Source organism: Microbacterium sp. EST19A (assembly GCF_019969685.1).
Lineage (GTDB): Bacteria > Actinomycetota > Actinomycetes > Actinomycetales > Microbacteriaceae > Microbacterium.
The window spans coordinates 582,517-601,814 of the sequence record NZ_JAHXYZ010000001.1; the positions used below are offsets into that span (position 1 = coordinate 582,517).

General features: G+C 70.8%; 18 protein-coding genes. 8 read left to right on the top strand and 10 right to left on the bottom strand.

All coding sequences use genetic code 11. The features are described 5' to 3' along the window. Positions 1–18: 18 nt before the first annotated feature. The 7 genes from LC452_RS02970 to LC452_RS03000 all read left to right on the top strand — a co-directional run bounded on the left by LC452_RS02970 (position 19) and on the right by LC452_RS03000 (position 7,501). Positions 19–966 carry an ABC transporter permease gene (locus LC452_RS02970; RefSeq protein ID WP_223622533.1) on the top strand — a complete coding sequence of 316 codons (948 nt, stop codon included), beginning with the start codon at positions 19–21 and terminating at the stop codon, positions 964–966. Then, entirely contained in the window at positions 963–1,826 is an 864-nt protein-coding gene (locus LC452_RS02975) for an ABC transporter permease (RefSeq protein ID WP_223622534.1), read from the top strand. Before LC452_RS02970 ends, LC452_RS02975 begins: the two co-directional genes overlap by 4 nt. Next, the gene (nikE, locus tag LC452_RS02980; protein WP_223622535.1) at positions 1,823–3,523 is read left to right on the top strand and encodes an ABC transporter ATP-binding protein; all 1,701 of its coding nucleotides are present in this window, start codon (positions 1,823–1,825) and stop codon (positions 3,521–3,523) included. The genes LC452_RS02975 and nikE overlap by 4 nt, the downstream gene beginning before the upstream one ends. Further along, positions 3,520–3,987, top strand: coding sequence for a DUF3237 domain-containing protein (locus LC452_RS02985; RefSeq protein ID WP_223622536.1), 468 nt, complete (start codon positions 3,520–3,522; stop codon positions 3,985–3,987). Before nikE ends, LC452_RS02985 begins: the two co-directional genes overlap by 4 nt. Positions 3,988–4,090: 103 nt before the next feature. After that, positions 4,091–5,713 carry an amidohydrolase gene (locus LC452_RS02990; protein WP_223622537.1) on the top strand — a complete coding sequence of 541 codons (1,623 nt, stop codon included), beginning with the start codon at positions 4,091–4,093 and terminating at the stop codon, positions 5,711–5,713. A 46-nt stretch (positions 5,714–5,759) separates the two neighbouring features. Further along, positions 5,760–7,004 (top strand): flavin-dependent oxidoreductase, encoded by a 1,245-nt coding sequence (locus LC452_RS02995; RefSeq protein ID WP_223622538.1) that lies wholly within the window; start codon positions 5,760–5,762, stop codon positions 7,002–7,004. After that, positions 7,001–7,501, top strand: a complete 501-nt coding sequence (locus tag LC452_RS03000; protein WP_223622539.1) for a DUF3237 domain-containing protein — start codon at positions 7,001–7,003, stop codon at positions 7,499–7,501. Before LC452_RS02995 ends, LC452_RS03000 begins: the two co-directional genes overlap by 4 nt. A gap of 12 nt (positions 7,502–7,513) precedes the next feature. Here LC452_RS03000 and LC452_RS22025 read toward each other — a convergent pair whose 3' ends face one another. From LC452_RS22025 to LC452_RS03015, 3 genes are read right to left on the bottom strand one after another with little or no spacing between them, the layout of a single operon-like run. Further along, on the bottom strand, positions 7,514–8,263 hold the full coding sequence (locus LC452_RS22025; RefSeq protein WP_223622540.1) for a phosphatase PAP2 family protein: 750 nt from the start codon (positions 8,261–8,263) through the stop codon (positions 7,514–7,516). Continuing rightward, on the bottom strand, positions 8,260–9,762 hold the full coding sequence (locus tag LC452_RS03010; RefSeq protein WP_223622541.1) for a carboxylesterase/lipase family protein: 1,503 nt from the start codon (positions 9,760–9,762) through the stop codon (positions 8,260–8,262). Before LC452_RS03010 ends, LC452_RS22025 begins: the two co-directional genes overlap by 4 nt. A 29-nt stretch (positions 9,763–9,791) precedes the next feature. Next, a complete protein-coding gene (locus LC452_RS03015) occupies positions 9,792–11,099 on the bottom strand; it encodes an MFS transporter (protein ID WP_223622542.1) in 1,308 nt (435 codons plus the stop codon). Positions 11,100–11,248: 149 nt separating this feature from the next. Between LC452_RS03015 and LC452_RS03020 the strand changes: the two genes are divergently transcribed. Beyond that, positions 11,249–11,818: a TetR/AcrR family transcriptional regulator gene (locus LC452_RS03020; protein WP_223622543.1), complete on the top strand. Its 570-nt coding sequence runs from the start codon at positions 11,249–11,251 to the stop codon at positions 11,816–11,818. A gap of 159 nt (positions 11,819–11,977) precedes the next feature. On the opposite strand, the gene LC452_RS03025 is transcribed toward LC452_RS03020, so the two are convergent. The 7 genes from LC452_RS03025 to menC form a co-directional block, all read right to left on the bottom strand. Further along, positions 11,978–12,850: a site-specific DNA-methyltransferase gene (locus LC452_RS03025; protein WP_223622544.1), complete on the bottom strand. Its 873-nt coding sequence runs from the start codon at positions 12,848–12,850 to the stop codon at positions 11,978–11,980. Next, complete coding sequence (locus LC452_RS03030; protein ID WP_223622545.1) at positions 12,847–13,896, bottom strand: biotin/lipoate A/B protein ligase family protein; 1,050 nt, start codon at positions 13,894–13,896, stop codon at positions 12,847–12,849. The genes LC452_RS03025 and LC452_RS03030 overlap by 4 nt, the downstream gene beginning before the upstream one ends. A gap of 38 nt (positions 13,897–13,934) precedes the next feature. Beyond that, complete coding sequence (locus LC452_RS03035; protein WP_223622546.1) at positions 13,935–14,672, bottom strand: DUF1684 domain-containing protein; 738 nt, start codon at positions 14,670–14,672, stop codon at positions 13,935–13,937. A 135-nt stretch (positions 14,673–14,807) separates the two neighbouring features. Continuing rightward, positions 14,808–15,683 carry an alpha/beta fold hydrolase gene (locus LC452_RS03040; protein WP_223622547.1) on the bottom strand — a complete coding sequence of 292 codons (876 nt, stop codon included), beginning with the start codon at positions 15,681–15,683 and terminating at the stop codon, positions 14,808–14,810. Between the two features lie 33 nt (positions 15,684–15,716). Beyond that, on the bottom strand, positions 15,717–16,481 hold the full coding sequence (locus tag LC452_RS03045; protein WP_223622548.1) for a copper homeostasis protein CutC: 765 nt from the start codon (positions 16,479–16,481) through the stop codon (positions 15,717–15,719). Positions 16,482–16,504: 23 nt separating this feature from the next. Beyond that, positions 16,505–18,181: a CdaR family transcriptional regulator gene (locus LC452_RS03050; RefSeq protein ID WP_223622549.1), complete on the bottom strand. Its 1,677-nt coding sequence runs from the start codon at positions 18,179–18,181 to the stop codon at positions 16,505–16,507. A 31-nt stretch (positions 18,182–18,212) separates the two neighbouring features. Further along, positions 18,213–19,283 (bottom strand): o-succinylbenzoate synthase, encoded by a 1,071-nt coding sequence (menC, locus tag LC452_RS03055; protein WP_263293876.1) that lies wholly within the window; start codon positions 19,281–19,283, stop codon positions 18,213–18,215. Positions 19,284–19,298: the final 15 nt, after the last annotated feature.

Consider the following 19,298-nt stretch of genomic DNA (forward strand, 5'->3'; position numbering starts at 1 on the left):
ACGAGACGGAAGCGGATCATGATCAGGACAGTGCTCGGCAAGGTGGGCGGACTCGTGCTCACCCTGTTCCTCGCCAGCGTCATCATCTTCTCGGCGTTGCTGCTGACGCCGGGAGACCCGGTGGCGGCGCTGGCGGGGGGCGCTCGTCCGACGCCGGAGCTCGTGGCGGCGATCCGCGCCGAGTACCGCCTCGACGACCCCGTCTGGTTGCAGTACGCGCACTGGCTCGGCGGCGTGCTCACCGGTGACTTCGGACAGTCGTTCGTCTACAAGACGGATGTCGCGGCCCTGGTCGGCGCACGGTTCACGGTGACGTTCCAGCTCGTGCTGCTGACCGCCACCCTGATCGCGGTGTTCGGTCTCGGCTCCGGCGTCCTCGCGGCCATCAGCGGTCGCCGCACCGACATGGCCGTCTCGATGGCGACCTCGCTGGGGATGGCGATGCCGACGTTCATCGTCGCGATCCTCCTGATCTGGATCTTCGCGACGTCGCTCGGGTGGTTCCCGACCTTCGGCGCCGGGCAGGACGGCCTCGATCGGCTCTGGCATCTCGTGCTGCCCGCCGTCTCGCTCGCGCTGATGTTCATCGCGTACGTCAGCCGCGTGACCCGCAGCGCGCTCGTCGCGCAGCTGCACTCCGAGCACGTCGAGACCGCGCGCGTGCGCGGCATCCCGTGGAACCGGGTGTTCCGTCGGCACGTGTTCCACAACGCCGCCCCGCAGATCCTCGCCATCTCGGGAACCACGATCGCCGGCCTGTTCGCGGCCTCGGCCATCGCGGAGCAGGCGTTCGGACTCGGCGGCGTCGGCTCTCTCCTGACTGAGGCCGCCGCCCGGAAGGATCTCCCCGTGGTGCAGATCGTCTCGCTCCTGCTCGTCGCGCTCTTCGTGGTGCTCAACGCGGTCGCCGATCTGCTCGCCGCCGTCATCGATCCCGACTCCGCACGATCGAGGAGGAGCGCATGAGCGTCGGGCAGCTCGCGGCAGGGCGCCTCCCGGCCGCCACCCGCCGCCTCGCGCAGCGTGACCCGCTTGTCGTCGCCGCCGTCGTCGTACTCGCCCTCGTGGCCGTGATCGTCATCGCCGGTCGCTGGATCGCCCCGTATCCGCCCGACCTGCTGTACGCAGGCACACCGAACGGCCCCGCCTCTCTCGATCACCTCTTCGGCACCGACGACCTGGGACGCGACATCCTCTCGCGCGTGCTGACCGGCGCGGCGTCCAGCATCGTCGCCCCGGTGGTCGTGGTCGTGCTCTCCACGATCCTCGGCATGACTCTCGCGGTCACCGCCGCGTGGTTCGGCGGTCTGGTGCGAGGCACCATCGCCCGGGTGATCGACGTGATCTTCGCGATCCCCGGGCTCGTGCTGGCAGTGCTCGCGGTGGCCATGTTCGGCAAGGGGCTCGTCGCTCCCGTCGTCGCTCTGTCGATCGCCTACATCCCGGTCGTGGCGCGTCTCACCCAGACCGCGGCCTCCCGCGAACTCGGGCGGCCGTACATCGCTGCGCTCCGCGTGCAGGGAGTGTCGAGCGCGGCCATCTGCTTCCGGCATCTGGTCCCGGCACTGGTCCCCGTCGTCGCCGCTCAGGCGACGGTGGGCTTCGGGTACGCGATGCTCGACCTGGCCGCGATCTCGTTCCTCGGCCTCGGCCAGCAGCCGCCCGCAGCGGACTGGGGTTCGATGATCGCCGGCGGACAGGCGGCGATCCTCGCGGGTGCTCCCGAGCAGTCGCTGTTCCCCGCGCTGCTCATCGTCGTGACGGTTCTCTCCGTCGGCATCATCGGCGCCCGCGCCACCACCTGGGCAGAGGAGAAGGAACGATGACGGCACCCGTGCTGCAGCTGCGCGGCCTGGAGATCGCGATGCCGACGCCCGAGGGCCCCCGCACGCTCGTGCACGACTGCACCCTCGACGTCGCCCTGGGCGAATCGGTGGGCCTGGTCGGGGAGTCCGGATCGGGCAAGACCCTCAGCGTCCGCGCGATCGCGGGCCTCCTGCCGGAGAGCTTCACGACCGGCGGCACCATCGCCGTGGAGGGGCAGGACCTTGCCGCTCTCGACGAGCGCGCACGGCGCGACCTTCGCGCCCACCGGATCGGCATGGCGTTCCAGACCCCGCGCGCGCACCTCAATCCGCTGCGCACGATCGGCGACTTCCTGACCGAGGCTCTGATCATGGTGGGCGGCGTCGCTCCTGCGGCGGCCGAGCGGCGCGCCATCGAACTGCTCGACGAGGTGGGCGTCCCCTCACCGGCGCGCCGACTGCGGCAGCGCCCCGCCGAACTCTCCGGCGGACTGCTCCAGCGCGTGATGATCGCCTCGACCCTCGCCATGGACCCGCGTCTGCTGCTCGCCGACGAGATCACCACGGCTCTCGACGTGACGACGCAGGAAGAGGTCATGGCGGTCATCGGCGACCTGCGCCGCCACCGCGACCTGTCGCTGCTGTTCATCACGCACGACCTGGCGCTCGCCGGCGCCGTATGCGACCGCGTCGTCGTCATGAAGGAGGGCCGCACGATCGAGACCCTCCAGGCGGCGACCATGCGCCGGGACGCGACCGAGGACTACACGCGCATCCTGATGTCCGCATCGCTCGATGCGGACGCACCTCTGCTCGTCGCTCCCGAGGCCGCACTCGACGACCATCCCGTGCTGCGGGTGGATGGCCTGAGGAAGTCGTTCCGGGTGCGTGCCGCCCACGGCGCCGGGCATGAGATCCTCACCGCCGTCGACGACGTGACCTTGGCTCTCTCCGCCGGTGGATCGCTCGGCATCGTCGGCGAGTCCGGCTCGGGGAAGTCCACGACCGCGCGCATCATCTGCGGCCTGGAGAGGGCGGATGCCGGCACCGTCCACGTCGCGGGCGAGGACTGGAGCACCCCGGCTCGCTCCGGCGCCGAGCGGCGCGCCCGCGCGAAGGCCGTGCAGATGGTGTTCCAGGACCCGTATCAGTCACTCGACCGGCGGCAGACCGTGCGGCAGTGCCTGACCGAGGCCGTGCGCGTGCACCGACGCGCTGACGACCGGTCGGCGGTCGCCGCCCGAGTGACGGAGCTGATGGCGGCGGTGCGCCTCGATGACGCTCTGCTGGACGTCCGCCCGCGTTCCCTCTCTGGCGGACAGCGACAGCGGGTGGCGATCGCCCGCGCTCTCGCCGCCGAACCGCGGATCCTCGTGCTCGACGAGGCGGTGTCGGCCCTCGACGTCACGACCCAGGTCGAGGTCCTCACCCTGCTGGAGCGCATCCGGCTCGACACCGGGGTCGCTCTTCTCATGATCACGCACGACCTGACGGTGATCCGCCGACTGTGCGATGAGGTCGTGGTGATGCGCGACGGGCGGATGGAGGAGCACGGCGACACGGCGTCCGTGCTCGACGATCCGCAGGCCGACTACACCCGTCTGCTCCTGGACTCGATCCCTCGCGCGGGCTGGGTGCCGCAGCGCCGCATCCCCCTGCGCACGACCCCGATCCCTACGATCGGACGAGACCGACACACGAGAAGGAGCCGGCGATGACCGAACCCGAGCTGATGACGCCCGCGCTGGAGTACTGCTTCGAGCTGCAGGTCGACGTGGCGCCGCCTCGACGGATCGGCCGGGGCGAGGGCGGGCAGCTGCACTTCACGCCGATCACCGGAGGCCGCCTCGTCAGCCCCCGCACGGAGGGCACGGTGCTGCCGGGGGGCGGCGACTGGTGGATCGACCACGGGGTGACGACGCAGCTCGACGCCCGCTACCTCGTCGAGATCGACGGCCACGTGGTCGACGTCGTGAACCGCGGCTACTGGCGCGCCAACGCGGCGGCGATCGAACGGTTCGAGTCGGGCGAGGCACCGCGCGAGGAGGACCTCTACTACCGCACCGCCTTCGTCTTCCAGACCGACGCCGACGACCTGCGCTGGCTCGCGGAATCGCAGTTCATCGGCTACGCCCGTCCCGAAGACGACCAGGTCGTGATCCGCGTCTTCCGGGTGGTGTGACCGGGATGGACCACTCGCAACGATCCCTCGCAGCAGCACGACCGCTCGCATCAGCACGAACCCTCGCATCAGCACGAACCCTCGCATCAGAAGGAGAACGACCATGACCTCCACGACCCCGGCCGACGTGTGCATCGTCGGCGGCCGCGTGTTCGACGGCAGGATCGGCACGGCGGACACCGCCGTCGCGATCCGCGGCGAGCGCATCCTCGCGATCGGCTCGGATGCCGAGATCCGGGCGCTCGCGGGAACGGACACCCGCATCGTGGATGCTGCCGGTGGTGGGATCCTGCCGGGTTTCGTGGACGCCCACATCCACGCCGCATTCGCCGGCGTCGAGCGGCTCAGCTGCGATCTGACCGGCGCGACCACGGTCGACGAGACACTGGCGCTGATCGCGCAGGCGGCCGAGACGACCGGCACCGAGTGGGTCACCGGCGGCGGATGGAGCCACGAGCTGTTCCCGCATCCGACCAGGCAGCAGCTCGACGCGATCGTGCCCGACCGACCGGTCGCGCTCAGCGACGCCGGGCACCACACCCTCTGGGTGAACTCCCGCGCGCTCGAGCTCGCCGGTGTCGACCGCGACACTCCGACCCCGCTGAACGGACACATCCATCGCGATGACGACGGCGAGCCGACGGGCTATCTGAACGAGAGCGCTGCCGAGCTCGTGGGCCGTGTGGTGCCACCGGCGACGGATGCCGAGATCGCGGCCGGGATCCTGAACGCCCAGGAGTTCCTCTGGACCCTCGGCATCACCGGATGGCACGAGGCGATCCTGGGCGAGTACAACGGGAAGGCGGACTGCACCGGCGCGTACCTGGCGACGATCGCCGACGGCACGCTGCGCAGCCGCACCTCGGGCGCACTCTGGGTACCGCGGGGCACCGCGATCGGTGACGTCCCTGCACTGATCGAGCGGTTCGTCGCGCTGCGCGCGGAGAACGCGGCGGCAGGTTTCGACACGTCGACCGCGAAAGCCATGGTCGACGGCGTGCCGCACGGCGAGACGGCAGCCCTGCTCGAGCCGTACTGCAGTCATGCCGGCAGCGGCGAGCTGCACATCGACGCCGAGGCGCTCGAGGCTCTCGTCGTCGGGCTCGACGCTGTCGGCTTCGCGATGCACCTGCACATCATGGGCGACCGCGGAATCCGCGTGGCTCTCGCGGCCGTCGAAGCCGCCAGACGCACCAACGGCACGGGGCAGCGTCATCACTTCGCCCACCTCTCGATGGTGCACCCCGACGACGCCCGTCGGTTCGGTCCGCTCGGGATCACCGCCAACATCCAGGGGCTGTGGGCGTCGAACGATCCGGCCGTCGTGCCCATGATCGGGGAGGCGCGCATGCGCGCCGGCTACCCGTTCCGCTCGATCGCCGACAGCGGCGCCGCGCTCGCGATGGGCTCGGATTGGCCGGTCTCGCCCGCGGATCCGTGGTTGGCGATCCACGTCGCCGTCAACCGCACGCTGCCCGGGCAAGACGGAACGCCGAGCGAGCCGCTCGACGCCACGCAGCGGCTGACGCTGACCGAGGCGTTGGCGGCCTACACGAGCGGATCGGCCGAGTTGGTCCTCGGCGGAGGTGGCGTGCTGCGCGTCGGCGCGCGTGCCGACGTCGTCGTGTCGACCGTCGATCCGTTCGCGATCCCGACGGATGCGCTCATCGGCGTGGGCAACGCCCTGACCGTCGTGGCCGGGCGCATCGTGCACGAGTCGGCTTGAAACCCTTTCACCAACCGCTCCCCGGGGCGGAGACCAGGAGACATCGATGAAGATCATCATCGTCGGCGCAGGCATCGGCGGGCTCGCCGCTGCGGTCAGTCTGCACGAAGCCGGGCTGCGCGACATCACCGTGTATGAGCGCAGTGCCGCGATCCGCGGACTCGGCGTCGGCATCAACCTGCTGCCGCACGCCCTGCGCGAGCTCACCGAGCTCGGAGTCGCCGACAGCATCGCCGAGCTCGGCGTCGAGCCACGCACCCTCGCCTATTTCAACCGATACGGCCAGGAGGTGTGGAGCGAGCCGCGCGGAATCGCCGCCGGATACCGCTGGCCGCAGCTGTCGGTGCACCGCGGACGACTGCAACTCGCGCTGCGCGATCTGGCCGAAGCCCGGCTGGCGGAGCCGATCCGCCTCGGGCACCGCCTCACCGAGGTCGTCTCGAACGACGACGGATCCGAGACGGCGGGCTTCACCACCGAAGGTGGCACGGTCGAAGCAACCGCCGACGTGATCATCGGCGCTGACGGCATCCACTCGGCGCTGCGCGCCCTACGCTACCCGGATGAGGGCGCACCTCCGTGGAGCGGCCTGACTCTCTGGCGCGGCGTGACGCGCATCCCGGCCTTCCTCGACGGCCGCACCATGATCATGGCGGGAGACGCCGAGCAGAAGTTCGTCGCCTATCCGCTCTCCGAGCCCGAAGAGGACGGACGGATGCTGGTGAACTTCATCGCTGAGCGTCGGATCGGCGGCACGGGCGACGCTGATTGGAACCGGTCGGTCGACCCCGCGCCGATCGCCGAGCTGTTCCGCGACTGGCGCTTCGACTGGCTGGACGTGCCCGCCGCCATCGCCGGGGCAGAGGAGATCCTCGAATACCCGATGGTCGACCGGGACGCCCTGCCGCGGTGGACCTTCGGTCGCACGACGCTCCTCGGCGATGCGGCGCACGCGATGTATCCGAACGGATCGAACGGGGGCTCGCAGGCGATCCTCGACGCGCGCACTCTGGCGTTCCATCTGTCGACGGCCGACACCATCGACGAAGGGCTCGCGGGCTACGAGGACGCTCGCCGTCCTGCCATGACGGCTCTGCTCGCCGGAACGCGCGCAACCGGGCCGGAACGCGTCATGCAGCTCGCGTACGAGCGCGCCCCGCGGGGCTTCGACGACATCGACGAGATCGTCCCCGCGGCCGAGCGCGAGCAGATCGCGGCCGACTACAAGGCCGCCGCGGGCTTCCTCCCGTCGATCCTCAACGAGCGCCCGTCGCTCACTCCGAGCCGATGAGCGCCGAGCCGAGCGGAGCGGACCGTCGTCGTCACGATTCCCTGCCCACGCCGACCCTGGACATCGCGTTCGACGTGACCGTCGACCTCGGGCCGCTGGAGGACCATCGCGTCACCAGCGCCGGCCACCGCCGCGTCGTGCCGATACTCGGCGGGCACATCACGGGGGCGGTCGAGGCGGAGATCCTTCCCGGTGGGGCGGATTGGCAGGTGGTCCGCCCTGACGGCACGATCGAGATCGACAGCCGGTACTCCGCGCGGACGACCGACGGAGATCTCCTCCTGCTGCATGCGAAGGGCCTGCGAACCGGACCCGCCGAGATCCTGGAGCGTCTGGGTCGCGGTGAGGACGTCGATCCGCGAAGCTACTCCTTCCGCACGACGGTCGCCGTGGAGACATCCTCTGCATCACTCGACTACCTCCAGCGGAGCCTGTTCCTCGCCGTCGCCCGCCGCCGAGCGAGCGCGGTGCTGTACCGGGCCTACCGCGTCGCCTGACCGCGGAACCCCTCAGCCCGCGGCATCCGCCTTCCGCAGGAACCACACGCGGCGCTCGTGATCGCGCCGGAGCCAGGGCAGGAACGCCCACCACAGCAGCACGGCGACGGCGGCACCGCCGATCAGCCCGGCGCACGTGTCGGTGAACCAGTGCGCGTTGATGAGCGTGCGCTGCCACACCATTCCCGCCGCCAGCAGGATGCCGACGACGATCCAGATCCGTCGCGTCCACACGGCGGATGCCGGGATCAGCGCGAGCACCGTGATGATGATCGCCGCCATGCTCACCGAGTGACCCGACGGGAACGACCCGTGGTCGACCTGCACCAGCGGCCCGAAGAGCCCCGCCACCGTGTCCTCGGCCGGACGCGGCCGGTCGACGAGGTTCTTCGTCAGCTGCGAGAGCAGTCCGGGGCCGGCCAGCTGCACGGCGATCACGAAGAGTGCCGAGCGCCAGCGTCCGACCAGCACCAGTGCCAGGGGAAGCAGGATCATCATCAGCACGGCACCCGGAAGCTGACCGAGATGCTGGAACATCTGCGCCAGCGCGAAGCCGGGCAGCCATGAGTCCGGGCCGACGCCGACGAGACCGCGCCAGAGGTCGTCGAGTGCCTGCGACCACGGAGCATCCGGAGCGGCGAGCACCCCGAGGGCCAGCGCGACGAACACGGCGAGCAGCCCGAGCGCCGTCCACAGCATCCACCGCGGGCGCGCGACCTTCACCGGCCGGGTCGGAGACCCGGCCGTCTGCACCGCGGTCACGACGCGGCGCCCAGCAGCGGACGCACCGAGGCGTAGGCGTCGGCGAGATCGCGCGTAGGCGTGTCGTACACCCGCGCGATACCGCCTGTCCCCTCGTGCCGCGGCCAGCCCGGATCGCCGCTCGCGATGAACGCGACCGCCGCCCCGTGCAGCTCATCGGCAAGGTCCTGCGGCGGATTCGGCCCCGCCAGGGGCTCCATCGCCGGACCGTCCAGGCAGTCGAAGAAGAACGGCACGTCGAGGCAGTGCTCGGCGAAGCCGAAGTGTCCCGACGGCCAGGCGAAGCGATACACCCAGGTCGGCGCGTCACCGCGGTCGGCGACCACCTTCAGCAGCGCCGTGCGGAACATCCGGTCGGTCAGGAGCCTTCCGGCGAGACGCGCCTTGCCCCGGTCGGCGACCTCGGCGTTCGCCGCGAGGTACGCGGCTCGCGTACTCCGGGGCAGACCGAGCTTCGCGAGCAGGAAGTTCTGCGGCACCCAGCGCAGCGCCTTCGCTGCAGCGCCGGCGAACGCCATCGTGAACTCGTCGTCGGTCGCGCCGAGAACGAGCGGCTTGTCGGCACCGACGCCCGCGCGCAGCGATTCCCTCGTCGAGCGGGGCAGCAGGTCCCCGTCGATGCAGGGGCCGAGCGGCAGCCCTTCGTCGACCACCGTCGCGAGCGACGACGGCCCGAGCTGCGTGGCCTTCTTCTGCAGAGCCAGGACGCGATCCTCGCTCAGCGCGGAGAACCCGGCGACGGTCGGCTCGACGCCGGCGGCCACGGCGAGCCCGCGCCCGAACCTCTCCGCGCGTTCCGCCGACACGTCGGCGAGCGCGCCCGAGATCGCGTAGACGCCGTGGAACAGGTGCTGCGCCTTCTCCATCCCGAGCAGCGTCAGGACTGCTCCTCCCCCGGCGGACTGCCCGGCGATGGTCACGCGCGAGGGGTCGCCGCCGAAGGCCGCGATGTTCTGCTGCACCCATTCGAGCGCGAGCAGCCAGTCGCGCACGCCGCGGTTCGACGGGGCATCCTCGATCCAGCCGAAGCCGTCGAAGCCGAGCCGGTACGAGATCGACACCGTGACGACCCCGTCGCGGTTGAAGTTGCGGCCGTCGTACCAGGGGCTGGCCGGTGAACCGGCGAAGTACCCGCCGCCGTGGATCCAGACGAGCACCGGGAGACCGGCGCCCGCCTCTGCGGTCGTCGGGGCAGGTGTGAAGACGTTGACGTTCAGCGTCGCCTCGCCCGGCACGCTCGGCTCCGGGATGAGAGTCACGCCGGGATCTCCACGCTGCGTGGTCGGTGCGAACTCGAGCGCATCGCGCACCCCCGCCCAGGGCGCCTTCGGCACCGGCGCCTGGAAGCGCCGCTCACCGACCGGCGGCTCTGCGAACGGGATGCCGAGGAACGCCGCCGATCGCTGATTCCCGCGGCAACCCGTCGTCGGACGCCAGCGTCCGCGCACCCGCCCGGCGACGGTGGTCACCTCGACGAAGTCGGTGTCGGTGTCGGTCATCACAGCATTCTCCTGTTCGTTCCTGAGCATCAGCGCACTCCCTTGATCGGCGCGGTGGCGACGGCGGCGAGGATCACGAAGACGATCGCGAACACGAAGAGCGTCGCGTATCCGCCCAGCGCCGTGATGATCACTCCCCCGATGGCGGGACTCAGCGCCTGCGGCACGTTCGTCGCGACGTTGAGGATGCCGAGGTCCTTGCCCGCCGAGACCCCCTCGTTCGGCAGCACCTCGGTCATCAGTGCGGCGTCCACCGACATGTACAGCCCGAAGCCGATGCCGTTGATGATGCTCATCAGGATCATCCCGGTCATGTTCGGCTGCAGCAGCGGCATCGCGAGCCCGGCGACCATGACGACGGATGCCGCGTAGATGAACACCTTGCGGCGTCCGACCCTGTCGCTCCACCAGCCCGACAGGGCGATCGCGATGAGGGTGGGAACGAAGGCCACGAGCGTGAGCGTCACGACGGCGCCCTGGGCATCGGCCAGCGGCATCCCGATGTAGTCGGTGAGCATGTAGAGCTGGTACGACGTGACGACGAAGTAGCCGAGGATCAGCAGGAAGCGCGCGGCGAACGCCCAGGCGAAGTCCGGGTGGCGGCGCGGGTCGATCCAGAACCCCCGGAAGAACGCGCCCCAGCGGAACGCATCGACCGCGGCATCCTTCGACGACCAGTCCCGGTTGACGAGAGCGAAGAGCAGCGCGGCGACGATCACCGCACCGCCGAACGCCGAGTATCCGATGCCGATCTGCGCGGCGAACGCGCCGGCGAGCATGATGCCGACGGTCATCCCGAGCTGGGTGCCGAGGCCGATCATGGCGCTCGCCCCGCCGCGCTTGGCGCGCGGGAAGCGGTCGGCGGTGATCGCGGTGAGCGGCGCCTGGAAGAAGTTGAGCGCGACCTGGATCACGACCCAGAACACGGTGATCCAGAGGATGTCGCTCAGCGATCCGAGACCGAAGAGGAAGATCCCGCCGACGATCGCGCCGATGACCATCCACGGCACCCGCCGCCCGAAGCGCGAACGCGTGCGGTCGCTCAGCGCGCCGACGATGGGCTGCGCGAACAGCGTGAAGACGAACGAGATCGTGGTGACGAGGGCGAGGTTGCCGACCTTGTTCGCCTCGTCGATGAGCAGCACCTGGCTCGGCAGCAGGATCGCGATGAGTCCGCCGTACGTGGCGAACAGGGTGAGCGAGGCGATCAGCAGGCTGGGCAGCAGGCGCCGGTTCGCGGGCGGGCTGGCGGCCGGTTCACCGGCACCGGGTGGGACCGAGCGGATGCTGCCGGTCGGGGCGAGTTCGGTGGTGGGGTCGAGCGGGGACACGGACATGTCGGCTCCTCGTTGAGCGGATTCGGAATGAATACCAAACGTCATTCGGTATTCATCGGATATCGTGACAGATGGGCCGCGGAGCGCGCAAGTGATTCACGAACGTTGTTCGGTTTTTGTGATCGAGTCGTGACGGATACCCTGGAGCCATGGCGACTCGAGGGGCATACGCGAAGGGCGTCGCCAAGCGCGAGGAGATCCTCGCCGCAGCGCTGTCGGTCGTCGCCGAGCACGGGTACCGCAAGGCCTCGGTGCGCGAGATCGCGGATGCCGCCGGCCTCAGCCCCGCCGGCCTCCTGCATTACTTCGGCACCAAGGAGGAGCTCTTCGTCGCGATCCTGCGCGCGCGCGACGAGCGCGACGAGGAGGAGTACGCCGGCGAGGACGTGATCGCCGCCTTCCTCGCGGTGACACGGCACAATGCCTCGGTCCCCGGTCTCGTGCAGCTGTACGCACAGCTCGCGGCCGAGGCCGGCGATCCCGAGCATCCGGCACACGACTACTTCCGCGCCCGCACGGCGCGCGTCGAGAGCTTCACCCTCGCCCAGGTCGCCGCCGATCAGCAGGCCGGACTGCTCCGCGACGACCTCGACCCCGCCTGGATCGTGCGAACGATGCACGCCCTCGCCGACGGCCTCCAGTCCGCGTGGATGCTCGACCCGACACTCGACATGGCCGCCGAGATCGAGCAGTTCCTCGTGCTGCTGCGCCCGGCCTGACCCGCCCGTTCCGGCATCCGCCCGTTCCGGCATCCGCCCGCCCGGGGTACATCCGTCGGGACTTTTCACGAATGCCAGGCGGAATCGCCGTTTCCCCCGGCATCCGTGAAAAGTCCCGACAAGTGTCCCGGGGACCCGACGGATGCCGGGGCTGCGCGGCTAGTCGGTGAGGCGCGTGACCTCGGCGTGCGGCATCCGCTCGGTCATCACGCGGACGGCCTCGGGGTTGTCGTCGACGAGCACCGCATCGCGGCCGAGCGCCGACGCGACCGCCCCGGTCGTACCGCTGCCCGCGAAGAGGTCGAGCACGCGGTCGCCGGGGCGGCTGGATGCCGTCACGATGCGGCGGAGGACACCCTCGGGCTTCTGCGTCGGATACCCGGTCTTCTCGCGCCCGGTCGTCGGCACTATCGTGTGCCACCACACATCGGTGGGGAGCTTGCCCCGCGCCGCCTTCTCAGCCGTCACCAGCCCTGGCGCCATGTACGGCTCGCGGTCGACCTCGTCGGAGTTGAAGACGTACTCCCGCGGGTTCTTCACGTACACGAGGATCGTGTCGTGCTTGGTCGGCCAACGGCGGCGCGACTTCGCGCCGTAGTCGTATGCCCAGATGAGTTCGTTGAGGAAGCAGTCGCGCCCGAACACCGCGTCGAGCATCACCTTCGCGTAGTGCGACTCGCGGTAGTCGAGATGCAGATACAGGGTGCCGTCGTCGGCGAGCAGCCGCCAGGCCTCCTCGAGCCGCGGCATGAGGAACGCGCCGTAGTCGTCGAAGCGGTCGTCGTAGGTGCGCAGCATCCCGCGCACCCGCTCGTACGCATGGCCGTGGAATCCGTGCCGGATCTCGGTCGCGGCATCCAGCTCTTCCTCGCCCGCGCGCCGCGCGGTGACGACCTGCCGCTCCTGCGTGCGGCCGGTGTTGAACGGCGGATCGAGATAGACGAGGGTGAAGGATGCCGCCGGCAGGGTCGCCGCGATGGCGAGGTTGTCGCCCTCGATGATCGTGACGGCGCCCGGAGAGGGGTCTGTCACGGCACCCGATGCAACCAGGCCTCGGTGGAGAACTTCGACTCCACGAGGGCTTCGGCGGCGGCGTACTCGTCCGGTGTGATCGTGCCGGTCTCGGCATCCGTCAGCGAGCGGAAGGTGTCCTTGAAGCGCTCGATGATCTCGGCGCGGGCGAGTCCGGTCTGGCTGCGCAGGGGGTCGACGCGCTTCGCGGCCGACGTCGTGCCCTTGTCGCTGAGCTTCTCGCGGCCGATGCGCAGCACCTCGGTCATGGTCTGACCGTCGATGTCGTAGGAGAGCGTGGCGTGGTGCAGAACGCCGCCGTTCGCGAGACGCTTCTGCGCGGCGCCGCCGATCTTGCCGGTCGGGCTCGCGATGTCGTTGAGCGGCTGGTAGACGGCGTCGACGCCGACCGACCGCAGCGCCTGCAGCACCCAGTCGTCGAGGAACGCGTACGAGTCGGCGAACGTCATGCCCGCGACGAGGGATGCCGGCACATACAGCGAGTACGTGATGATCTGGCCCGCGGCCATGAGCATCGCCCCGCCGCCGGAGATGCGGCGCACGACGTCGAAGCCGTGCCGGGCCGCGCCCTCGGGGTCGACCTCGTTGCGATACGACTGGAACGACCCGATGACGACGGCGGACTCGTCCCACTCCCAGATGCGCAGGGTGGGGCGACGACGCCCTTCGCCGACGCGCGCCGTGAGCACCTCGTCGAGGGCGAGGTTCATGCGCGGCGAGACGGCCTTGTCGTGCACGATCTCCCAGTCGAAGTCGCGCCAGCCGGGAGCCGTGACCAGGGCCCGGCGCACAGCGGTGCCGACGGCCTCCGGCGTGAACCCGAGCAGTTGCGCGCCGTCGGGCAGCGCTTTGCGGACGGCCGCGGCGATGACCGTCGCATCGGACTCCACGGGGAGACCGTTGACGGCGGCGTTGATGTCTTCGAGGGCCGTGTCGGGTTCGAGGAAGAAGTCACCGGCCAGACGGAAGCGGGCGATCCTGTCGTCTTCGACTTCGAGGTCGACGACGACGAGCTTTCCTCCTGGGACCTTGTATTCTCCGTGCACGGTTCCAGCTTAAGGCGCGCGGACCGCTCTGCGGCGGGTCAGCCGCCGAGCACGACCACGCGCTCACCGGCGCGGATGGGCGTCGAGTACCGGTTGCCCGGGGGCGGCAGCGGGCAGACGAACTGATCCGAGAACGCGCACGGCGGCAGGTAGGCGCGGTTGAAGTCGATGACCGCCGAGCCGTCGGCGGCGGGCTCCTCGATCGGCAGGAACCGGAACCGGTACGTCTCGAGGCCGTTGGTCCCGTCGGCGAAGACGGCACGGAGAGCGCCGTCCGAGCCTCGCGTCACGGTCAGCGTGTGCGGCGTGCCGGTGAGCTCGAAGTGCAGCCGGCCGGCGACAGGGGTCTCCCGCGCCGCGCCGTCGACCGCGGTGATGACGACCTGCTCCCCCGGTGTCTCCTCGAACCGGGCCGGCAGGCGCCACCGCTCGTCGGGCGCATAGGCGTCGATCGCGGTGAACCACTCGCGCTGCGGACGGGCCGGGTTCAGCACGCGCAGGGCGAGAGTGCCGTGCCGGTCGAACACGCGCAGCTCGCGTCGTCCGAGGCGGAAGCTCTGGGTGCCGCGCAGCGTGACCGTCGCGCCGGACTGCCCGAGCTCGCTGCCGCGGATGCCGCCGTCGCCGGTCAGGGCCCAGAGCCCGGGGATGCCGTCGACCGCGGCGGGCATCGTGATGAGCCAGTTCGTCGACTCGAGCGCCGAGGGTCCGTACTCCGAGCCCGCGAGCTGTTCCCGCGCCGCATGCCAATCGCGCCATTCGCTGACGAAGCTCATCCGACCGCCCTCTCGCGTTCCCGCGGAATCCTGGTCCGAATGTAGAGCGGTGCCGGAGGCGCGCGCCCGGATGACGTCACGCGCCTTCACGGTGCGTAACGTCGCGACTCCGAAGGGAATGCGGCGCGGTCGGCGCTATTCGCGCGACGGGATGCGCGTGTCGAGCCAGGCGAGGATGTCGGCGCGCACCTCGTCCTGCTGGAGCTCGTTGAGGATCTCGTGCCGCGCGTCGGGATAGACCAGCGTCGTGACATCCGCGAGGCCCGACCGCGACCGGTACTCGTCGGCGAGCTTGTGCACGCTGTGCGGGCCGCCGACCGGATCGTCGCGCCCGACGAGCAGCAGAATCGGGATGTCGTTCCCGTCGCGCGCGGAGCGCAGATCCTTCGCCGGTCGGCCGTAGAGCTTCGCCGCCTCGATCGGCCCGAAGAGCTTCAGCAGCGGCACGTCGGTGGTGAGCGGATCCTCGTCGAACGAGGCCCAGACGGCCGGGTCACGGCTGAGCCATTCGAGCCCCGTCGCCCCTTCCGTCTTCGCCCACCGTGCGTTCAGCGGCGCCGCGTTGAGCGTGCCCGGCGTCAGCAGCGCCGAGCCGGAGAGGATCACGGCGTCCCACGCCTCGGGGTGGTGGTTGACCAGCTTCTGCGCGAGGAACGAACCCCACGAGTGCCCGAACAGCACGAGGGGCAGATCGGGGTTCTCGTCGCGGATGATGCCGGTCAGCTGCCAGATCGCGTCCTCGGCCGCGCGCAGGCCGCCCTTGCCCAGATGCCCCAGTCGCGCGGGTCCGTCGTGCTGGCGGATGCCGGTGCGGCCGTGGCCGCGGTGATCGTCGGCGTACACGATGAACCCGGCCTCCGTGAGGGCGGTCACGAGAGCGCCGTAGCGACCGGCGTGCTCGCCGACCCCGTGCAGCAGCTGCACGACTCCTCGTGGTGTCGAGGCGGTCGGATGGACGTCGTAGACGATGGCGATGCCATGGGCGTCGGTGAACTCGCGGGTATCCGTCACGGGGAGAGCCTACCGACCGAGGGCTCCCGGAGGTTACCGTCCGAGGGCGGCGCAGACCGCGAGCGCGGTGTCGCGGTCGGTGACCTCGTATCCGCCGACGCCGTCGGAGGCCGATCCCATCCGCACCCCGCCGGTCGCCGTCACCGAGCGCTTCGCAGAGAAGTGGATCGCATCGACGCCGGTGGCCGCGAGCACCGGAGCACTGGCCGCATCGACGCCGCTGCCGGCCATGACCTCGATCTGCCCCTCGGCCGCGGCGACAAGTGCACGCAGGGTGTCGATGCCGTCGATCGCGGCGGATGCTCCGCCCGAGGTGAGCACGCGACGGAGTCCGAGCTCTCGGGCGGTGCGGAGGGTCGCGACCGGATCCGCCGTCATGTCGATGGCCCGGTGGAGGGTGACGGATGCTCCGCGCGCGGCATCCCTCAGTCTCGCCATGGCGACGACGTCGAGACGTCCGTCCGCGTCGAGGGCGCCGATCACGACGCCGTCGGCCCCGGCGGCGATCGCCCGGCGCACGTCGCGCTCGGAGACCGCGAGCTCGTCGGCGTCGTAGTGGAACCCGCCGGCGCGCGGCCTGATCAGGACGTGCACCTCGGGACCGGCGGTCTCCGTGCCCTTCCCCGCCGGGCTCTCCGCGGCGGCTTCGATCGCGAGTTCCAGTGTCGCGGGCGAGGGCGTCAGACCGCCCAGCGCGAGAGCACTCGCGAGCTCGACGCGCGCGGCTCCGACGTCGGCGGCGATGCGCACGCCCGCGGGGTCCTGAACGGCGATCTCGAGGGCGAGGGTCCGGGTCATCCGTCCATTCTGCCCGAGTGGCGTCATCGGGTCGGGAGCGTGCGGATCTCCAGCATCGCCGCGAACCGCGCATCCGGATCTTCGAGGTCCACGCCGCCCACCTCGGCGACCCGGCGCAGCCGGTAGCGGAAGGTGTTCGGGTGCACGAAGCACGCGGCGGCCGCAGCGGTGACGTCGCCGAACCGGTCGAGCCACGCGGCGAGGGTGTCGATCAGATGCGCGTCGTTGCGGGCGTCGTACTCGATGAGACGGGCGAGCACGCCGGAGGCGACGTCGCCGCGGGAGCTGCGCAGGTCCCGGAGATCGAGCAGCAGCGAGGCGGTCTCGACATCGCCGATCCGGGCGACGCTGCGCCGACCGATGTCACCGCCCCGGGACAGGTCGTCGGCGCCCGGCCCGGACACGCGTTCGAGCACGACCCGGAGGGCGCGCTGGGCCTCCGCGCGGGAGCGGGCGATCTCGGCGACGGTCGCGGCGGGGCGTCCGACGCCGATCACCGCGGGGATGCGGTCGCCGACGCGGTGCAGGAAGTCCTCGGCGAGGCCGACCGAGCGATCCTCGGCGGCCGCGTCGGCCACGGGGAGGATGCCGTAGACGGTGTCGCCGACCAGGGCCACCGCCGCCCCCTGCTGCACCGCGGAGAGGTGCAGAGCCAGTGCGTCGGTGAGGCGCTCGCGCTCCGCGATCGAGTCGTGCTCGGTGCCGTCGCCGCCGCGCGGTGCGAGGGCCGCGGCCGTGACCCAGACCCTCCGGCCGGACAGGCCGAGGCGATTGAGCGCATCCTGCGCGTCGGCGCCGCCGTTGACCCCGGCCCCGTTGACCGCGCGGCTGACGAGCTCGGCGCGCAGGCGGCGCTGGGCGTCGGCGCCGGCACGGATGCGCAGCAGATGCAGCGCGACCAGCTTCGTGGCGTCGCGCAGTGTCGCGGAGCGCTCCTCGGTGAGGGGACCGTCCATCGCGGCCCAGATCGAGCCGAGCACCTCGTCGCCGGCGCGCACGGCGATCGCGACGCGCTGCGTCGACACGCCCTCGCCGAGCGCCACCGGGTCGACGAGCACCGGGGCGTCGTCGCGGTAGAGCGCCCGGAAGACGCCCATCTCGGTCAGCACACGGGAGTAGCGATCCGGCACCTGCCGGCCGATGATGGTCTCGACGCGCGAAGGATCGGCGCGCTCCTGCCCGCCCGAGAAGGCGAGAACCCTCGACGAGCGATCCTCGATCGTCACGGGGGCGTCGAGCAGCGCGGCGATCGCGTTGGCCACCGCGAACAGGTCGCCCGACGACACGCCGCCGAGCGACTCGGCCGGGGTCTGTCCGACGTCGTCCTCCGCGAGCAGCGAGCGCAGCAGCGCCGCCAGCTGCGTCCACGTCGCTCCGCGTGCGAGGTTGAGGATCGCGATCCCGGCCCGGTCGGCCGCGTCGCGCACCGCCTCCGGCAGCTCGGTCGAGGCGCGCACCACGACCGCGACGGCGTCACGGCTCCCGGCCTCGGTCACCAGTGCGGCGAGCGCATCGGCATCCTGCAGCGCCACCGCGAGCACGACCGCGTTCTGCGGATACACGGGTTCGTCCACAGGATCGTGGATCACGACCCCGCCGATCTGCTGGTCCACGTCGATGCGACCGTACGCGACTTCGAGCAGCGTCACACCGAGATCGTCGAAGACGCGTCCCCAGCTCGATCGCGACAGCGGGCTCATACCGGCGAGCCTAATGTCACATCGGCACCTGTCACATCGGCAGCCATTCGGTCCAGGTCGTGAGCTCGTCGAGGATCTCGGGGACGGGCGCGACGCCGAGCCCAGGCCCCTGCGGCACCGCGAGGGCGCCGTCGCGCATCACGAACGGCTCGGTCAGGTCGACCTTGTAGAAGCGATCGCTGGCCGAGACGTCTCCGGGCAGCGTGAAGCCGGGGAGCGCGGCGAGCGCGACGTTGGCGGCGCGTCCGAGCCCTGACTCGACCATGCCGCCGCACCAGACGGGCACACCCTGCGCGACCGCGAGGTCGTGGATGCGACGGGCCTCCAGGTAGCCTCCGACGCGGCCCGGCTTGATGTTGATGACGCTCGTGGCGCCGAGACGGATCGCCGCCGCCGCGGTCTGCGCCGAGGTGATCGACTCATCGAGGCAGATCGGCGTGCGCAGCAGCTTCGCGAGGTCGGCGTGCCCTGTGATGTCCTCCTCCTCGAGCGGCTGTTCGATCAGCAGGAGTCCGAAGTCGTCGAGCCGGGCGAGGTGCTGCGCGTCGCGCAGCGTGTACGCGGTGTTCGCGTCGACCTGCAGCAGCACGTCGTCGCCGAACCGCTCGCGCACGGCGCGCACGACATCGACATCCCAGCCGGGTTCGATCTTCAGCTTGATGCGCACGTACCCCTCGGCGAGGTAGCCGTCGACGGCATCCAGCAGCCGCGGGATCTCGTCCATGATGCCGACCGACACCCCGCACGGGACGGTGTCGTGCACGGCGCCGAGCTCGCGCGCGAACGAGCGGCCCTCGATGCGGAGCTCGGCGTCGAGCACGGCCGTCTCGATCGCGGCCTTCGCCATCCGGTGCCCCTTGAACGGCTTCAGCACTTCGCCGATCATGTGCGCCCCGGCGAGTTCGACGCCGGTCAGCGCGGGGATGATGAAGCGGCGCAGCATGTCGACGGCGCCGTCGGTGTACTCGGGCGAGTAGCGCGGATCGGGCAGCGTCACGCACTCCCCCCACCCTTCGACACCGTCGACCACGGCGCGGACCAGCAGGATGTTCTTCTCCGTCTGCGTGCTGAACGATGTGCGGAACGGCGACACCAGCGGCATCGCCACCCGTCGCAG